This window comes from Protofrankia sp. CiP1_Cm_nod2 (assembly GCF_920664355.1).
Classification (GTDB): Bacteria; Actinomycetota; Actinomycetes; order Frankiales; family Frankiaceae; genus Protofrankia.
Genome location: NZ_CAKKTL010000004.1, coordinates 1 through 16,862, shown reverse-complemented (window position 1 = coordinate 16,862; position 16,862 = coordinate 1). Strand labels below are relative to the sequence as shown.

Below are 16,862 nucleotides of genomic sequence, written 5' to 3'. Positions count from 1 at the left end.
ACGGCCAGCCTGGTGAGCGGCGGCGAGGGCAGTGAACAGCGGTGATAAGCGTTCGTAATCGTATGGCTGGAAGTTGCTCGTTGCCAGGGCCACAAGCTGCTAGCAACATCGCTGGAACCGGGGGAACCGTGCACCCCCGGTTCCCAGGACCCAAAATTCTCCGGCGGCATCACAAAGATCCACACGTTACGCCGTCGGGGCGCCTCGGCATACCACATCACACCAGTGCTCCGGAGTCCCCGGATTCCGGTATTTCAGAAGATCGGACATTTCGCAGATGCATCTCACCGTCCTCGGCTGCCGTTCGGGAATGCCTTCCGGTGGCCAGGGCAGTTCGGGTTATCTCGTGAGCACCGACAGCACCAGGATCCTGCTCGACTGCGGTCCCGGTGTGGCGCTGGCGCTCAGCATGATAGGGCATCCAAAAATGCTGGACGCGGTGGTGATCAGTCATTTCCACCTGGATCACTGCTATGATCTGCTGCCGGTCGGAAAAACTCTCCTGAGCCGGCACGCGCGGTATGGCGCGTCCTTCCCCACCCTGCCGGAGATCTTGGAGGCGGCCGGCACCACCCGGCTCACGCCGATTCCGCTCTATGTCCCGGCCGGCGGGCGCGCGACCCTGCGGAAGCTCGCGGAGCTCTTTCCGGTGGCGACCATCCCGTTGCTGGACAGGGCGTTCGACCTCGCCTTCGACGTACGGGAGTACGTCCCGGGCGAGAGTTTCACGGTGGGTGACTGCACGATCAGTATGCACGCGCTGCGTCACGCCATCCCCAACTGCGGTGTCCGGCTGGACAGCCCGGCGGGCAGCCTCGCCTACACCGGCGACACCGGCTGGACAGACGCGCTGATCCCCCTGGCCCGCGACGTGGACCTGCTGCTGGCCGAAGCCACCCTGGAGATCGCCGACAACGGGCCGCACGGTCATCTGTGCGCCACCGACGCCGGTACCGCCGCGGCCGAGGCGGACGCCGGGCAGCTCGTCCTGACCCATTTCATCTCCGCCGACCCGCGGTGGCTGGCGGCCCGGCAGGCCGACGCCCGCCAGGTCTTCACCGGCCCGGTGCACATTGCCGCGCCAGCCGCCCAGTTCGACACGTGGATTCCCGGGGGCTTTCCCGGATGACCCCCGGAATCGCCCACGCGGCTCCCGGGGCCGCCCGCGGCCGATCCTGCCCGGGCCGGCCCGTCCCACCGGCCGCCGTCCCACCGGCCGCCGTCCCACCGGCCGATGTCCCGGGGGGCGGATGTGGCTGACGGCACCCGGGACATCGGCCGGCGCCCGTCGTCGGCGGAGGTCTCGGTGGTGTGGTGTGACTTCGGCGGCGTGCTGACCTCCCCCATCCCGGAGGCGTTCGACCGGTTCGTGGCCGCGGCGGGGGTGCCGGCCGCGGCCCTGCGGTCGGCCATCGAGACGGTCGCCGGCGAGCGCGGCATGCGGATGCTCGAGCCGCTGGAACGCGGGCTGATGACGCAGCACGACTGGGGACTGCGGGTCACCGCGGCGCTCGCCCCGCGGTGGACGCCACGAGTCGACCTGACCCGCTTCGGCGACCACTGGTACGAGGGACGGCGGATGAACAGCGCACTGCTCGGCTGTCTGGCCGACTGCCGGCGCCGGGGGCTGCGGGTGGGGCTGCTGACGAACAGCGTGGCCGAGTGGGAGCCGCATCGCGCGGCGCTGATGCCCGACGCGGGCGTGTTCGAGGTGACCATCAACTCCCACGAGACCGGGATCCGCAAGCCCGACCCGGAGATCTACCAGCTGGCCGAGGACGCCTTCGGCGCGACGCCCCGACAGTGCCTGCTCATCGACGACACGCCGGTCAACTGCGTCGCCGCGCGGGCCCGTGGCTGGCGGACGATCCTGCACAGCTCGCCGGAACAGACCCTGGAGCACCTGATGCAGCTGTGACGGTGGGTATTCCACACGGACCGGAGACCACCCACGCGATATCCGGCACCGCCCCGCTGTCTCAGACGGCCCTTCCGTGGCCACGGCTGTGGCGGAGTGGCCGTGGCCACGGGGCCGGCCGTGCCGGGTACGGGCAGGACGGCCGGCTACGCGCTCCGGGTCGTGTCCACGGGCTGTAGCAGGCAGGTGCTCGTCCCGTGGGCAATCAGCTTGCCGGTAGGGTCGGTGACACGCGCTTCCGCGAGCGCGGTCCGTCTGCCGACGTGGATGGCCAGGCCCTCACAGGTGAGCCGGTCCGCGTCCAGTTTCACCGACCGGATGAAATTGACCTTCAGCTCGAGCGTGGTGTAAAGAACCCCGTCGGGGAGACTGGTGAAGACCGCGCTCCCCATGGCGGTGTCCATGAGGGTCGCCAGAACTCCGCCATGCACGGTGTACATCGCGTTGGCCGTGGCCGGTGAGGGCGCCAGCGTGTAGACCGTCCGGCCCTCGTCCACCGACTCGACGGTGATACCCAGCGAGTGGCCGACCCCGATCCCGGCCTGCAGGCCGTATTCCAACAACTGCTGTAGTTCCCGGATGCGGCTCTGTGCGGCGGACTCCTCCCGCGTTCCGTTCACCTGCACGGACTCGCCTCCTTTGTCTCTCGCCACGCTCTTGTCTCCCGGCGGCTCCAGCTGCCGCGTTGCCGGCCGCGATATTCTGCATGTCATCCGCATGCGGCCTCGGCTCGTCCCGCACCCGGGACGCTCGTCACCGGACGATACGCCGACATCCACTGGAACAGGACCGCGGAACGGTGGACCGCCGGTGAACGTTCTGTTACCCCACGGTGGATGAACGGTTTTTCCATTTTCCCGGCTTTTCATTTCCGAGAACGGAACTGTCCGGAAAGCGGCGTGGACGGCTGTTCGGTCGACGGACATTCCTGGCTGTGCCGGGTAGTGCCGGCCACCGATCCGGCCGGCACTACCCGGATGTGTCGCCTCTGGTCAGAGCCCGGGCATCCTTCATCAGAAGGAACAGATGGAGCGGGTGGGTGGGAGACGGTTCGAACCCAAAATGCAGGTAGGACTCCCGAGCCTGGTCGTGCAGCGCGTGTACGAGCAGGGCTCGCACGCCGACGATCTCCGCTGCCGCGATGGTACGGGTGATCGCGTCGCGTAACAGATGGGCGCCCAGACCCCGGCCCTGTTCCTTGACGCCGACGGCGAGACGCCCCAGCAGAATGACCGGGACGGGATCGGGCATGCCCTGGCCGATGCGTCGGCTGGTATCCAGCCGCTGTACGGCCCCGGTAGCCAGGGCGTAGTAGCCGACGACACGTGCGTCACGGCACGTGACAAAACAGCGGGAGGCTCCCGCTGTCCGGTTACCTAACGCCCGTCGGCGCGACCAGTCGTCCAGTGCGGACTCGCCGCTGTCAAAGGTCGACAGGTCATCAGCCGCGGCGATCGGCCTGGGAGCGGAGCAGCCACTCATTCAAAGATCGGCTCCTCGGTGAGCAGGCGTTCCAGGCGCGGTTTACGAGTAACCGGACGATCCAGAATGGTGAGGAACTCCGTCCATGCCTCGCTCCCCAGCGTGAACAGGCGCTGCTCTGCCAGGACGTCCTTGGCCCTGGCTACGGCCGCGTTCACGGTGAACTCGGTGACGGTCGAGCCTTCGACCTCGGCTGCCACGCGGATCAGCGCATCCTGCTCTTCAGGCAGGCGTACAGCGATGCGGGAACTTTTGATCATCGTCATGTCCTGAGTGTGCGCCTGGTAGGCGTACGAGCCGAGGAGGTGTGGCTTACAGCTGGAACGGAAATCCCCGACGGCAGGCCGGTGACGGCGGGTCGGTCGAGGTCACGCGACGCTTGGCTGCTGCGGCTCCACCGTGGGTACGGGCCGGCCGGCGTGGTCGTTCCGCGCGCGTAGCACGACCGCCGTCACGACGGCACCGGCCAGGGCGCCGGTCGCGGCGACGATGAAGGTGACGTTCATCGAGGTGACGGCCTCGCCCCGCTGCGGGGAGAGGACGCCCGCGAGTGCCACTCCGAAGACGGCCCCGAACTGCCGGAACGTGTTCATCGCGCCGGACGCGGTACCGGCGAGATCGGCTGGTACCGCGCTCATCATCGCCTGGATCGCGACCACACCGCTGGACAGCGGTATGCCGGCACCGAGCAGCACCAGGGCCCATCCGTAGGTGAAATAGCCGCCGGCGTCCTCGACGAGGGTGAGCCCGCCGAGCCCGGCCGCCACGAGGAGCAGGCCCAGGAGCATGGTCGTGCGGGTCCCGAGCCGGGCCACCACGGCGGCCGCGCCCATCGAGGCCACGCCGAGAAACCCGGTGAGCGCGAGGAAACGCACCCCGGTTCCCACCGGTGACAGGTGCCGGGTCTCCTGGAGGTACACGGTCAGCAGGAACAGCACCGCGTACATGCCGAACAGGCCGAGGAAGTTCACGACGCAGGCCACAGCGACCGCGGGAACGCGCAGCAGGCGCGGCGGGAGCATCGGGTGCGGGCAGCGGATCTCCCAGCGCACGAAGAGCGCCAGGACGACGGCGCTGCCGAGCAGGAGCCCGAGGATGACCGGCGAGGACCAGCCGAAACGGCCGCTTTCGATCATCGCGAACGTCAGCGGCCCGCTACCGAGCACGAACAGCGCCTGCCCCACGACGTCCGGCCGGCCGGCGGCTTCCCGGCTCCCCCGGAGGCCATCGGCCGGTGGCGCGTCGGGCGCGTCGGGCGCGTCGGGCATGCCGTCGCGGCCCTCGCCGGCGGCCCGGCCGTTTCGGGACGGCCGGCGGGGAGGGGACGGGGGCAGGGCCCAGGACAGGCCGGCGAGCGCCACCGCGCCGATCGGCAGGTTGATCCAGAACATGCTCTCCCAGCCGGCCGTCTGGACGAGCAGCCCGCCGATGATCGGTCCGAGTGCCACCGCCGTACCGGCGACGCCACCCCACACGCCGATGGCACGGGTCCGTCGCCTCGGATCTGCGAACAGCTCGGTGGTGACCGCGAGTGACAGCGGTACGACCGCCGCCGCGAACACGCCCTGGCCGCCGCGCGCGGCGATCAGCACTCCCGCGCCCGGGGCGAGCGCGCAGGCCACCGAGCAGGCCGTGAAACCGCCGGCGCCGGTCAGCAGGGCGGCCTTGCGGCCGAAACGGTCGCCGAGTGATCCCGCGGTCAGCAGCAGGCAGGCAAAGCCCAGGGTGTAGGCGTCCAGGAGCCACTGGGCGGCGGTGACGTCGGCATGGAGATCGGCGCGGATCGCCGGCACGGCGACCGGGGTGATGCTGGCGTCCAGGTAGACCAGGAAGGTCGCCACGCAGACGAGCGCGAGCCGGATCGCGGGACTGGCGCGGCGCGACGTCGAAGTGGGCGTTTCGTCCGGTCTCATGGAAACATCCCTCTGCCGGTGGTCATCTCATGATGTGTGGCATGCGGAATCCGCGGTGGGATCCGGAGGCCGTCGTACGGCCCGGCATTCTTCGTGGGTGACCGTACGTATGTGAATCCGTGCCGCCAGTGTAATATCCGGATACGCGCGGACGACTCGAGACCGTCGGGTGGTAAACGTCACAGCGGCGTCCTGGCAGGGTGTCCTGGCGAGTGCTGGCGAAGCGGTCGGCCGGGAGAATCCGCCGTCGTCGGCCGTTGCCGGTCGTCGTTATTCTCGATCGTCCCCGCCGATCGGGCGATTGGGCCCGCCGAACCCACGTTGACACCATCCCGACAGGTTCACACACTATGAGACGCCCACCGGCGCCCGGTCCCGGGTGCCCGAATCCGTCATCCCACCGGCCAGTCCACGGGAGTGTTGCGAACGGATGAATTCTTCGTGGTGGCCTTCGTGGTGGCTGTTCGTCGGGAATTCTTTTGGTATTCATATTCGACCGGCCCCGACGCCGCCGCCGAGCTCCTGTTTCCCGACATCGGAAATCGTCGCCGCGAGTAGGTGGTTCACATGCAGCAGTACAGGTCCGGGGACGGTGTCGTTCTTCCCGCGGATCGGGGGCTGTCCCTCATCCTGGACGAGGGTGTCCGGCTGGCCCCGGACCGCCCGGTGCTGAGCTGGCAGGACGCCGCCGGCTGGCGGGACGTCAGCTACCGGCAGTTCGCCGGCCACGTCCGGGCCGTCGCCAAGGTGCTGCTGGCGCACGGGGTCGCGCACGGCGACCGGGTGGCCGTGCTGGGACGGACCAGCTACGAGTGGGCCGTGGTGGACTTCGCGGTGCTCAGCATCGGCGCGGTCACGGTCCCGATCTACCCGACGGCGTCCGAGCAGCAGGTGCGCCACCTGCTCGTCGACTCCGCGGCGAACTGGTGCTTCACCGAGACCGAGGAACAGCGGGCCCAGCTCGACCGGATCGGCGGGGCGGCCCTGCGCGTCGGCTCCTGGCCGCTGGCGGCGGTCTGGGCCTGGCGCGACGCGGACCAGGACGGGCCCGAAGACGCCGAGTTCGACGAGCGCCGCGCCAAGGTACGCGCCGACGACCTCGCGACGATCGTCTACACCAGCGGTACCACCGGCATGCCCAAGGGGTGCATGCTCACCCACCGCAACCTGTACGCGTCCTCCGCCAACACCGTCGAACACACCGGTGACCTCTTCCGCACCGCCGCCGGGGAGCAGGCCGCGACCCTGCTGGGCCTGCCGCTGTCGCACGTCTTCGGCCGGACCATCCTCATCGCCTGCCTGTACGGGGGCACCCGGACCGGGCTGGTGGCGGGCATCCCGGAGCTGATCGGGCAGTTCCCGGTGTTCCGGCCGAGCTTCCTCGCGCTTGTGCCGTACGCGCTGGAGAAGATCCGCAAGCGGGTGCGGGTGCCCGCGGCCGGCGGGGCCGGGGTGGTCGACGCCGAGGCGGAGCGGGCCGCGATCGAGTTCGGGCTCGCCAGCGCGCGCGGGCTGCCGGTCGACGACGGCCTGCGCGCCGCGCACGCCGCGTTCGACGAGCAGGTCTACAGCCGGGTACGGGCCTCCTTCGGCGGCCGCTTCCAGGACGTGATCTGCGGCGGCGCGTCGCTCGACGACTCGACCGCGGCCTTCTACGGCGGCATCGGGGTACGGATCCTCAACTGCTACGGGCTGACCGAGGCCGCGACGGCGGTGACGGTGAACGTCCCGGCCACCAACCGGCTGGGCAGCACCGGGCGCCCGATCCCGGGCACCACGGTGGCGATCGCGGACGACGGCGAGCTGCTCATCCGCGGCCTCAACGTCTCGCCGGGGTACTGGCAGGGAAGTCCGCAGCCCACCGACCGGGACGCGACACAGGGCGGTGAGGGCCCGTGGCTGCACACCGGCGACCTCGCCCGGCTGGACGACGACGGCTTCCTCCACATCACGGGCCGCCGCAAGGAGATCCTGGTCACCAGCGGTGGCAAGAACGTCGCACCCGCCCCGCTGGAGGACCGGGTCCGGCTGCATCCGCTGGTGAGCAACTGCATCGTGGTGGGTGACGGGCGGCCCTTCGTCAGCGCGCTGGTGACGATCGACCCCGCCGCGCTCGCCGGCTGGCAGGCCAGCCGGGGGCTCGCCGCCGGCGACGGGTCCTTCAGCCATGACCCCGAGCTGCTCGCGGAGATCCAGACCGCCGTGGACGACGCGAACAGCCTGGTCTCGCGCGCCGAGTCGATCCGGGCGTTCCGGGTGCTCGTGACCGATTTCACCGTGGCCGCCGGGCAGCTGACGCCCTCGATGAAGCTGCGCCGTAACGTCATCGAGGCCGACTTCGCCGCGGACATCGCCGCGGTGTACGGCTAACCTCCTCCTTCCTTCTCCTTCCTCTTCCTTCGGTTCCCTCCTCCCAACGCCCGGTGAACCTGTGGAGAATTCTCCGGATATCTTTCCGGTGTTCTTCCGGGCCCTTCCCGGGTTGTGGGTCAATTGTGCCGCCCAATTGGGCGATGTATCTCGGCGGTAGTTGTTGACTCTCGTTCCGGCAGCTGTGGAAAATCGACCCGTACCACTGCCGTGTGTAATACCACCGCGGGCTTCGCCGGGTTCACGACAGGAGCACATTCTCATGTACGACGTCATCGTTGTCGGTGCGCGCTGCGCCGGTTCACCACTGGCGCTGCTGCTCGCCAGGCGAGGCCACCGGGTCCTTGTCGTCGATCGGTCTACCTTCCCGAGTGACACCGTCTCGACGCACTATGTTCACCAGACCGGCCTTGCCCGGCTGCGGGACTGGGGCCTGCTCGACCGCCTCGTGGCGTCGGGCGTCCCGCCGATAAGAAACCTGATCATGTCCTACACCGGCATCCACATCGAGGGCTTCGCCGACCCGATCGAGGGCATCACCGAGGTCTACTCCCCGCGGCGCACCGTCCTGGACGGCATTCTCGTCGACGCGGCGCGCGCGGCCGGAGTGGAGATCCTCGAGGGCTTCACCGTCCAGGACGTGATCTTCGAGGACGGCCGTGCGGCCGGTATCCGGGGCCAGTTCGGCGACGGGCCGGAGCAGGAGTTCCGCGGCTCGTTCGTCGTCGGCGCGGACGGCCGGAACTCGACGGTCGCGGACAAGGTCGGGGCCGACTTCTACCGGGTGGTCCCGGCGAGCTGCTTCGTCTACTACTCGTATTTCAGCGGCCTGGACTGGAGTTTCCACCACCGGACCGGCTTCAACGAGCAGCAGATAGGAACGTGGCCGACCAACGACGGCCTGAACCTGCTGTCCCTGCTGCGCCGGCGGGAGCACTTCAGCGCGTTCCGCACCGACGTGGAGAACAACTTCCACGCGGTGTACGACGAGGTCGTCCCCGAGCTCGGTGAGGAACTGCGGGCGAAGGGGAAGCGGGAGGAGAACTTCCGGGTGATGCGTTACCCGGACAACTACTACCGCCGCTCCAACGGGCCGGGCTGGGCGCTGGTGGGGGACGCCGGATACCACAAGGACCCGTTCACCGGCTGGGGAATCACCGACGCCCTCGTGTACGCCGAGCTCCTGGCGAACCATCTGCACGAAGGACTGGCCGGCGAGCGCCCGATCGACGACGCGGTGGCGGAGTACGCCAGGCTCCGCGACGAGCGGAGCAAGAGCACCTTCGAGTTCACCTGCATGATCTCCGAACTCCTCCCGCTGCCCCCCTTCTTCGACTCGGTGCTGCGCGCCACGAGCCAGAGCCCGGAATACACGAAGAAGTTCTACGCGATGATAGGCGGGGGCATCCACGGTGAGGAGTTCTTCGCTCCGGAGCACCTGGAGAAGCTCTACGAAGCGGTCGGGACACCGCGGGACAAGCGGCTGCTCACGGCCGCCTGACCGTTTCTCGCCCACATCTGCCCGTATAAGCCTGTATCAGACAATACCTGCTGGTATAGGACGATATCGCTTCTCGCCTGTACCGCTCCTCGGTCATCAGGTGCCCTGGTGTACCGGGGAGCCAGGGGAGCGGGGAGCCGGTGAACCAGGCGGCGCGGCAGGAGGAACGGACGCGCCGCCCGCCGCCCCCGCGCGGCGGCGGCGCCGACACAGACCAGGAGCGTGCCCAGCCGTGAACGCCGTACCCACCGCACTCACCGCACTCACCGCGTCCAGCGCGTCCAGCGCGGGCAGCGCGGGCGCCAGCCCGCAGCGGATCGCCGAACGCACGAGGGCGTTCGTCCAGGAACATGTCTTCCCGGTCGAGCGGGAGATCATCGTCGACGGGCGTCCGATGGACGACGCGCTGCGGGTGCGGCTGCAGGAGGCGGCACGCCAGGCGGGGGTCTTCGGCCCGCTGTCGCCGGTGGCCTACGGCGGGCTCGGCCTCGACACCCGTGCCCTGGCGCACGTGCTGGAGGCCGCCGGCGCGAGCCTGATCGGCCCGATCGCGGTGAACGCGTCCGCCCCGGACGACGGCAACATCCACCTGCTCGCCCACCTCGCCACCGCCGAGCAGGCGCGGCGGTACCTGGAGCCGCTGGCGCGCGGTGAGGTCCGCTCGTCCCTCGCGGTGTCCGAACCGTCCCCGGGGGCGGGGTCGGATCTCGCGATGCTGCGCACGACCGCCGAGAAGGCCCCCGGCGGCTGGAAGATCAACGGTGCGAAGCACTTCGTCACCGGAGCCGACGGGGCGGCGTTCAGCATCTGCATGGCCGCGACCACCGGTGGCTCGACCATCTTCGTGGTGGACCAGGACAACCCGGGGCTCACCGTCGGCCGCCGCATGCCGACGCTGGACCACAGCGCCCCGGGCGGCCACTGCGAGGTGACGTTCGACGACTGCTTCGTGCCCGACGACGCCGTGCTCGGCGAGGCCGGGAAGGGCTTCGAGCAGATCCAGGCACGGCTGGCCCCCTCCCGCATCATGTTCTCGATGAGCTGGCTGGGGGTGGCCGTCCGGGCGCACGAGATGGCGGCCGCGCGGATCGTCGGGCGCGAGGCGTTCGGGACAGCGGTCGCCGGCCACGGGATGGCCCAGGCGCACGTCGCCGACAACGAGATCGACATCGCGGCCGCCCGGGCGCTCGTCCACTCGACAGCCGCCGTGATCGACGAGCGTGGCGCGCTCAGCGGCGCCGCGCGCCACGCGTCCGCGATCACCAAGACCTTCGTGTCGGAGGCGGTCTGGCGGGTGCTCGACCGCGTGGTGCAGCTCTACGGCGGGCTCGGTGTGTGCGAGGACGAACTGGTCGCCCGCTTTCTTGTCGAGGCGCGGGGTTTCCGGATCTACGAGGGCCCGTCCGAGGTGCTGCGCTGGTCCATCGCCCGCCGGGTGCTGCGCGCTCACCGGTGAGGCGCACCGGCGAACTCCGCTGGCGAACTCCGCTGGCGAACTCCGCTGATGGGCTCCGCTGGGCGCCGCCGCGGTGCGGACCGTCTTCGTGCCCGTTTTCCCCCGCCCCGCGCGCTCCTGCCCGCATGGCGCTTCACCTCTTTTTCCGCCGCCTCCGGTGACCGGTTCGACACCTGTTCACGGTCCGGTAGGAAAACAGTGTTGGGATGGTAGACGTGACCAGTGACACGCGGGTTCCGCCCGCCCAGGCCGGGTATGCGATATTCAGCGAGGCCACCGGCGGAGTCGTCGACTACGAACGGATTCGTGAGATCACGAACTCGCTCGTGCCCTTCGGTCGTTTCGTCGGGGCCGATATCACCGAGGTTGGGCCGGACCGCGCGGTGGTCGAGATTCCGGCGGACAGGAACCTCACCAATCATCTGGGGACGGTGCACGCCGGCGCGCTCTTCCTGGCCGCGGATATCGCCGGTGCCGCCGCGCTGGCCGGCGCGCTGGCGCCGCGCCTGGCCCGGGTCGAGTACACGGTGGTCCGGGACGCGCGGTCGATTTTCCGGAAGCCGGCCGTCGGCCGGGTCCGCGCGATCGCCACCGTGGACGAGCGAGAGGCGCGGCGAATCCTGGCCAGCACGGCCGCGGAGCAGTTCGACCTGGACGGCAGGGCGCTGCTCTACGACGACGCCGACGTGCTGCTGGCCAAGTTCCACTTCGACTATGCCTGCAGCATCGCGGCGGGCTGAACGGGTTCCGCCGGCACTGTGGACGAACTGGTGCAAAACCTGTGTAATGCTGTAAAATGTATCGGTCGCACAAGTTTCCCGAAGAGTGCGTGACGATGTCCGGGCACGCCCGGCGGCCTCCCGCGACAGTGGCAGCGGGCCGGTGATGTATGGCGGGCCCCACGGGACAGTGAACTCTGCCGAAATTTGTCGAGAATTCTGGAGCGGGCATCCTGTTTTCCCGTGGATAGCGTCGATAGCCCGCCCTGATCAGGCAATAGGTATCCGGGATTGGCGTTGACCGTTCTTTCGGATGCTTCGCACAATTGAGAGGAAACTTGCTGGCGAATGCCCGTGCCAAGACCTGCCGGATAACATGACAGGGGTGTGAACAATGCGTGACGACCGCACGGACGGGTGGGCTGGCATCCAACTTGTGGAATCTTTTCGCGGGCAGCTCGGGACGAAGCGGGGAACATGATGGCGAAAGCGCGGATGACGGTCGTCGGTGACAGTTTCGTCGAGGGCCGGGGCGACCCCGCACCGGACGGGGCGTACCGCGGCTGGGTGCCCCGGTTCGCCGAGATGTTCGGGATCGCGGGCAGCGGCTGCCTCAACCTGGGGACCTTCGACGCGACCACCCAGGATGTGATCGACCGGCAGCTTCGGGTCGCGCTGGTGAACAAGGCCCCGCTGATCGGGTTCGTGGCCGGGGTCAATGACCTGATCCGGGACTACGACGCGGCCCGCTTCCGGCGGAATCTCGAGGCGATCTTCGCGACGCTGTCCGGCCCGGACACGGTGATGTTCACCGCGACCTACGCGGACATTCCCGGCAACCTCCCGTTGCCGGCGTCCTTCCAGGAGCTCCTGCGGGGCCGTTTCGCCGAGGCGAACGAGTACCTGCGGGAGATCTCCGCACGTACCGGCGCGCTCTGCCTGGACGTCGTCGACAGCCGGGAATGGGCGGACCCGGCCATGTGGTCGGCCGACGGCCTGCACCCCAGCCCCATCGGTCACCAGCACTTCGCCGAAGCCATGGCGGACCTCGTCGGCCTGGCCACCGGAATGGTGCCGCTGTCCACGGCCTCCCCGTTCGCCGGCGTCGGTGCCGGACCACTGTCGTACTAGACCAGCCCGAACATCGGACCAGCCCGAACATCGGACCAGCCGAGACAACAGACCAGCCGATATGCCAGATCACTCGGAACACCAGATCACCTGAAATGCCAGGACGGCCGGCGTGGCAGGACGGCCGGACAGGCACGGTCATGGTTTTTCTCGCGCCGGCCGGCAGCCGGCCGCGGATGTCCGCACGCCGATCCAGAAGGTCCCACCGGCCCGGCTTCACCGGGCCGCCGCACGGCACGGCCGAGTGGGGAACCAGCGCCGCTGGCTCCCCGTCCCGGCTCTTTCGTGTGCCCGCGGGCACCGGGCGAGCCGGCGGAACATGCCGGATCCGAGGCGCCCGCCGGCGGCCGGCCCAGGAACGGGAACCCGGGAGAGAAGTTTCCGGGAAAGCAGTATCCGGGAAAGCGGGGCGCGGAAACGCGGAGCCTCGCGGGCACCGCACCCGAAAACGCGGGCCCGGGCCACGGAAAAGGCCGGGACCATCCGCTGCGACAAGGCTCAAGGAAAGCTCAGGAGAGGAAAACGGTGAGCGGCGACACGCTGGCGCAACGGCGCCTGGCCGACAATCCGATCGCGATAGTCGGTATGGCCGGTCTCTTCCCGAACGCTTACAACTACCGGGAGTACTGGCAGAACATCGTCGACGCGACGGACTGCACACAGGACGTCCCGGCGGACCGGTGGAACCTGGACGACTACTACGACCCCGATCCGACCGTCCCGGACATGACCTACTCGCGCCGCGGCGGCTTCATCCCCGACGTCGACTTCGACCCGCTGGAGTTCGGCATCCCGCCGAACCAGCTCGAGGTCACCAGCGTCATGCAGACCCTGAGCCTGATCGTGGCCCGGGACCTGCTGCGCGACGCGGGCGCGACCGGCTCCGACTGGTACGACGCCACCCGCACCGGGGTGGTCCTGGGGGTCACCGGGCCGGTCCCGCTGATGCATCCGCTGGCCGCCCGGCTGTCGACCCCCGTCCTGAAGGAAGTGGTCCGTAGCTGCGGGCTCAGCGCGTCCGACGCCGAGGCCATCGCCGCCAAGTACGTCCAGGCGTTCGCGCCGTGGGAGGAGAACTCCTTCCCCGGCCTGCTGGCCAACGTGGTCTCCGGCCGGGTCGCCAACCGCCTGGGGCTGGGCGGGATGAACTGCACGGTGGACGCGGCCTGCGCGGCGTCGCTGTCAGCCCTGCGGATGGCCGTGGCCGAGCTGGTCGACGGCCGGGCCGAGATGATGATCGCCGGTGGCGCCGACACCGAGAACTCGATCTTCGGGTACATGTGCTTCAGCAAGACCCAGGCCCTGTCGAAGAGCGGGCGGATCCGGCCGTTCGACGACGCCGCCGACGGCACCCTCATCGGCGAGGGCATCGGCATGATCGCGCTGAAGCGGCTCGCCGACGCCGAGCGGGACGGCAACCGTGTCTACGCGGTCATCCGCGGCATCGGCTCGTCCAGCGACGGCCGGTCCAAGAGCATCTACGCGCCCCGTGCCGAAGGGCAGCGGCTGGCGCTGGCCCGCGCCTACGCCGACGCCGACTGCTCGCCCGCGTCCGTCGAGCTGTTCGAGGCACACGCCACCGGCACCGCGGTGGGGGACAGGACCGAGCTGTCCGCGCTGACCGAGGCGCTGGCCGAGGCGGGCGGCGAGCGGCACTTCGCCGCGGTCGGCAGCGTGAAGTCGCAGATCGGCCACACCAAGGGCGCCGCGGGCACGGCGAGCCTGATAAAGCTCGCGCTCGCCCTGCACCACCGGACGCTGCCGCCGACGATCAACGTGGAGCATCCCAACAGCGCGATCGACTTCACCGGCGGGCCGTTGTACGTCAACACCCGGACCCGGCCGTGGATCCGCGACCCGGCCCGGCCGGTCCGCCGGGCCGCCGCCTCGGCGATGGGCTTCGGCGGGACGAACTTCCACGTCGTTCTTGAGGAACACACGGCCTCCGAGGAGCACACCGGCGAGCGCCGCGCCACCACGACACTGCACCGCACCGCCCGCGCCCACCTCTGGCACGCGGCCGACACCGCCAGCCTGCTGGAGCTGCTGCGCTCCGGCGCCGAGCCGGGCGACAGCACGCCGATCCCGGCGGAGCACGCCCGGGTCGGCTTCGTCGCCGTGGACGACGAGACCGCCCAGCGCCTGCTCGCCCTGGCGGTCGAGCAGCTCGCCGCCGCCCCGGACGCGGCGCAGTGGACGCATCCGGCGGGGGTGTTCTTCCGCGCCCGGGCGCTGGCCGGCCTGAAGGTGGGCGCGCTGTTCGCCGGGCAGGGCAGCCAGTACCTGGACATGGGCCTGGAGGCGGTGCTCAACATCCCGGCCGTGGCCGGGGCCGTCGACGACGCGAACGAGGCGTTCGCCGGAGCCGACCGCCGGCTGGGCGCGATCATCTACCCGCCGCCCGTCTTCGACGCGGAACTACGCCAGAAGCAGGAGAGCACCCTGCGCCGGACCGAGTACGCCCAGCCCGCGATCGGGGCGCTCTCGGCCGGCCAGTTCCGCTACCTCGCCGAGCTGGGCCTGCGCTGCGCGGGATTCCTCGGGCACAGCTTCGGGGAGCTCACCGCGCTGTGGGCCGCGGGCGCCCTCGACGACGCGGACTTCTTCCGCCTCGCCCGCGCCCGCGGCGAGGCGATGGCCCCGCCCGCCGAGGACCCCGACCACGACCCGGGCACCATGGCCGCCGTCCAGGCCACCCGGGAGCAGGTCGACGACATCCTCCGCGCCTTCCCCGGCGTGGTGATCTGCAATCACAACGCGCCGGACCAGGTGGTCGTCGGCGGGGAGACCCAGGCGGTCGGCGAGGTCGTCCAGGAATGCAAGCAGCGGCAGCTGGGCGCCCGGCCGCTGCCCGTCTCCGCGGCCTTCCACACCTCCCATGTGGCGCATGCCGTCGAGGCGTTCGGGCACGCCGTCTCGACGGCGCGGATCGGCGAGCCGCGGCAGCCGGTCTACGCCAACACCGCGGGCGTCCGGTACGGGCCGGACACCGAGGCGAACCGGCGCGCGCTGACCGAGCAGCTGCTCCAGCCGGTCGAGTTCGTCCAGGCCCTGGCGGCTATCCGTGCGGACGGCTGCAACGTGTTCGTCGAGTTCGGCCCCAAGCAGGTGCTGACCGCGCTGGCCAGGCGGACCCTCGAGGAGTCCGGCATCGTCGCCGTTCCCACCGACGCCGGCCCGCTCGGCGACAGCGACGTCGCGTTGAAGCAGGCCGCCGTCCAGCTCGCGGTTCTCGGCGCGCCGATCAGCGGGATCAACCGGTACGACGCCCCCGCGTGGGTGGCGCCGAAGTCCCGGGGCATGGCCGTGACCCTGAACGGAGCCGACTACGTGCCGGAGTCCCGCCGCGCCGCCTATCGGGCCGCGCTCGACGACGGTTTCCGGGCGTCGGTCGTCACTCTGGCCGCCAGCGGCGCCAGCGGCGCCAGCGGCGCCAGCGGGACAGGCGGCAACGGGACAGGCGGCGACAACGGTTTCGGGCTCGGCCTCGGCCTCGGGGCTGGTAACGGGATCGACGCGGATGTCGCGGACGCCCACCGGGCCGCTCGTCAGGACGGCCACCAGGTGCCGGCGGACGCGGCGGCGCCGGGCGGCCCGTCGGTACCCGGCCCGTCGGTCCTCTCCGCCGGCCATGCCGCCGCATCATCGACGGCCGCATCCTCGACGGCCGCGCCAGCGCCGACCACGTCGGCGGCCCCACAGCCGGCGGCAGCGTGGCCGCCGGCCGTCGCTATCGCCGCACCACCGGCGGCGGCCCACTCCCACAGCGCCGACGCGGTGGGCAGCGGCCGTGTCGATGATGCCGGGGACGGCAGCGGCCTCGACGACGTGGTCGCGCAGCATGTGGCGCTGCACTCCCGGTATCTGGAAAGCCAGCTGCAGGTCGCCGAAGGGCTGGTGGAGATCCTGCACCAGCGGCAGCCCGGCGTGGACGAGGCCGGCGGGGCCTGGCTCGCGCGGGCGGTCGAGAGCGTGAAGGACCAGAGCCTGGCGATCGGGCAGGCGCACATCCGCGCCAACGAGATCCTCTCGTCGCTGGCCGAGATCGAACGCGGCGGACAGCGTCCCCCGGCGATCAACGGCTACCTTGCACCAGCACCAGCACCAGCACCAGCCGCCTTCGCCCCGTCCGCCCCGCCGCCGCCGGCTCTGCCGGAGCAGCCGCGCCGGACAGAGATCGCCGCGGCTCCGCCCCCACCCCCGCCCCTGGCCCCGGCCTCCGTGCCGAGGCCGGTCCCGGCTTCTGTCCCGACGTCGGCTCCCGCACCAGCTCCGGCGCCGTCGGCCGCGGCTGCCGCAGCCGAGGCTGCCCCGGCCGCGGTGGCGCTCGTGCCGGCTCCGGCGGACGCCGCGCGGCCCGCTGCCGCCGACA

The 16,862-nt window shown here is 70.4% G+C and carries 12 protein-coding genes; 8 read left to right on the top strand and 4 right to left on the bottom strand.

The features are described 5' to 3' along the window. Window positions 1–277: 277 nt before the first annotated feature. Window positions 278–1,129 carry an MBL fold metallo-hydrolase gene (locus tag NBW84_RS00830; RefSeq protein WP_250280748.1) on the top strand — a complete coding sequence of 284 codons (852 nt, stop codon included), beginning with the start codon at window positions 278–280 and terminating at the stop codon, window positions 1,127–1,129. A gap of 123 nt (window positions 1,130–1,252) precedes the next feature. Continuing rightward, window positions 1,253–1,918, top strand: coding sequence for an HAD family hydrolase (locus tag NBW84_RS00825; protein WP_250280746.1), 666 nt, complete (start codon window positions 1,253–1,255; stop codon window positions 1,916–1,918). 146 nt (window positions 1,919–2,064) lie between these two features. Here NBW84_RS00825 and NBW84_RS00820 read toward each other — a convergent pair whose 3' ends face one another. The 4 genes from NBW84_RS00820 to NBW84_RS00805 all read right to left on the bottom strand — a co-directional run bounded on the left by NBW84_RS00820 (window position 2,065) and on the right by NBW84_RS00805 (window position 5,313). Beyond that, complete coding sequence (locus NBW84_RS00820; protein ID WP_250280744.1) at window positions 2,065–2,544, bottom strand: PaaI family thioesterase; 480 nt, start codon at window positions 2,542–2,544, stop codon at window positions 2,065–2,067. 343 nt (window positions 2,545–2,887) lie between these two features. Continuing rightward, entirely contained in the window at window positions 2,888–3,400 is a 513-nt protein-coding gene (locus NBW84_RS00815; protein ID WP_250280742.1) for a GNAT family N-acetyltransferase, read from the bottom strand. Then, window positions 3,397–3,660 carry a type II toxin-antitoxin system TacA family antitoxin gene (locus NBW84_RS00810; RefSeq protein ID WP_250280740.1) on the bottom strand — a complete coding sequence of 88 codons (264 nt, stop codon included), beginning with the start codon at window positions 3,658–3,660 and terminating at the stop codon, window positions 3,397–3,399. The genes NBW84_RS00815 and NBW84_RS00810 overlap by 4 nt, the downstream gene beginning before the upstream one ends. A gap of 108 nt (window positions 3,661–3,768) precedes the next feature. Next, entirely contained in the window at window positions 3,769–5,313 is a 1,545-nt protein-coding gene (locus NBW84_RS00805) for an MFS transporter (RefSeq protein WP_250280738.1), read from the bottom strand. Between the two features lie 567 nt (window positions 5,314–5,880). Between NBW84_RS00805 and NBW84_RS00800 the strand changes: the two genes are divergently transcribed. From NBW84_RS00800 to NBW84_RS00775, 6 genes are all read left to right on the top strand, one after another. After that, window positions 5,881–7,683, top strand: coding sequence for an AMP-dependent synthetase/ligase (locus NBW84_RS00800; protein ID WP_250280737.1), 1,803 nt, complete (start codon window positions 5,881–5,883; stop codon window positions 7,681–7,683). Window positions 7,684–7,945: 262 nt separating this feature from the next. Further along, a complete protein-coding gene (locus NBW84_RS00795) occupies window positions 7,946–9,184 on the top strand; it encodes an NAD(P)/FAD-dependent oxidoreductase (RefSeq protein WP_250280736.1) in 1,239 nt (412 codons plus the stop codon). A 232-nt stretch (window positions 9,185–9,416) separates the two neighbouring features. Then, window positions 9,417–10,640 carry an acyl-CoA dehydrogenase family protein gene (locus NBW84_RS00790; protein ID WP_445548433.1) on the top strand — a complete coding sequence of 408 codons (1,224 nt, stop codon included), beginning with the start codon at window positions 9,417–9,419 and terminating at the stop codon, window positions 10,638–10,640. 206 nt (window positions 10,641–10,846) lie between these two features. Continuing rightward, window positions 10,847–11,380 (top strand): YiiD C-terminal domain-containing protein, encoded by a 534-nt coding sequence (locus NBW84_RS00785; RefSeq protein WP_250280735.1) that lies wholly within the window; start codon window positions 10,847–10,849, stop codon window positions 11,378–11,380. Window positions 11,381–11,839: 459 nt separating this feature from the next. Next, complete coding sequence (locus tag NBW84_RS00780; protein WP_250291732.1) at window positions 11,840–12,490, top strand: SGNH/GDSL hydrolase family protein; 651 nt, start codon at window positions 11,840–11,842, stop codon at window positions 12,488–12,490. A 525-nt stretch (window positions 12,491–13,015) separates the two neighbouring features. Further along, window positions 13,016–16,862 (top strand): type I polyketide synthase (locus NBW84_RS00775; protein WP_250280731.1); only part of this gene is annotated, 3,847 nt, incomplete at its 3' end.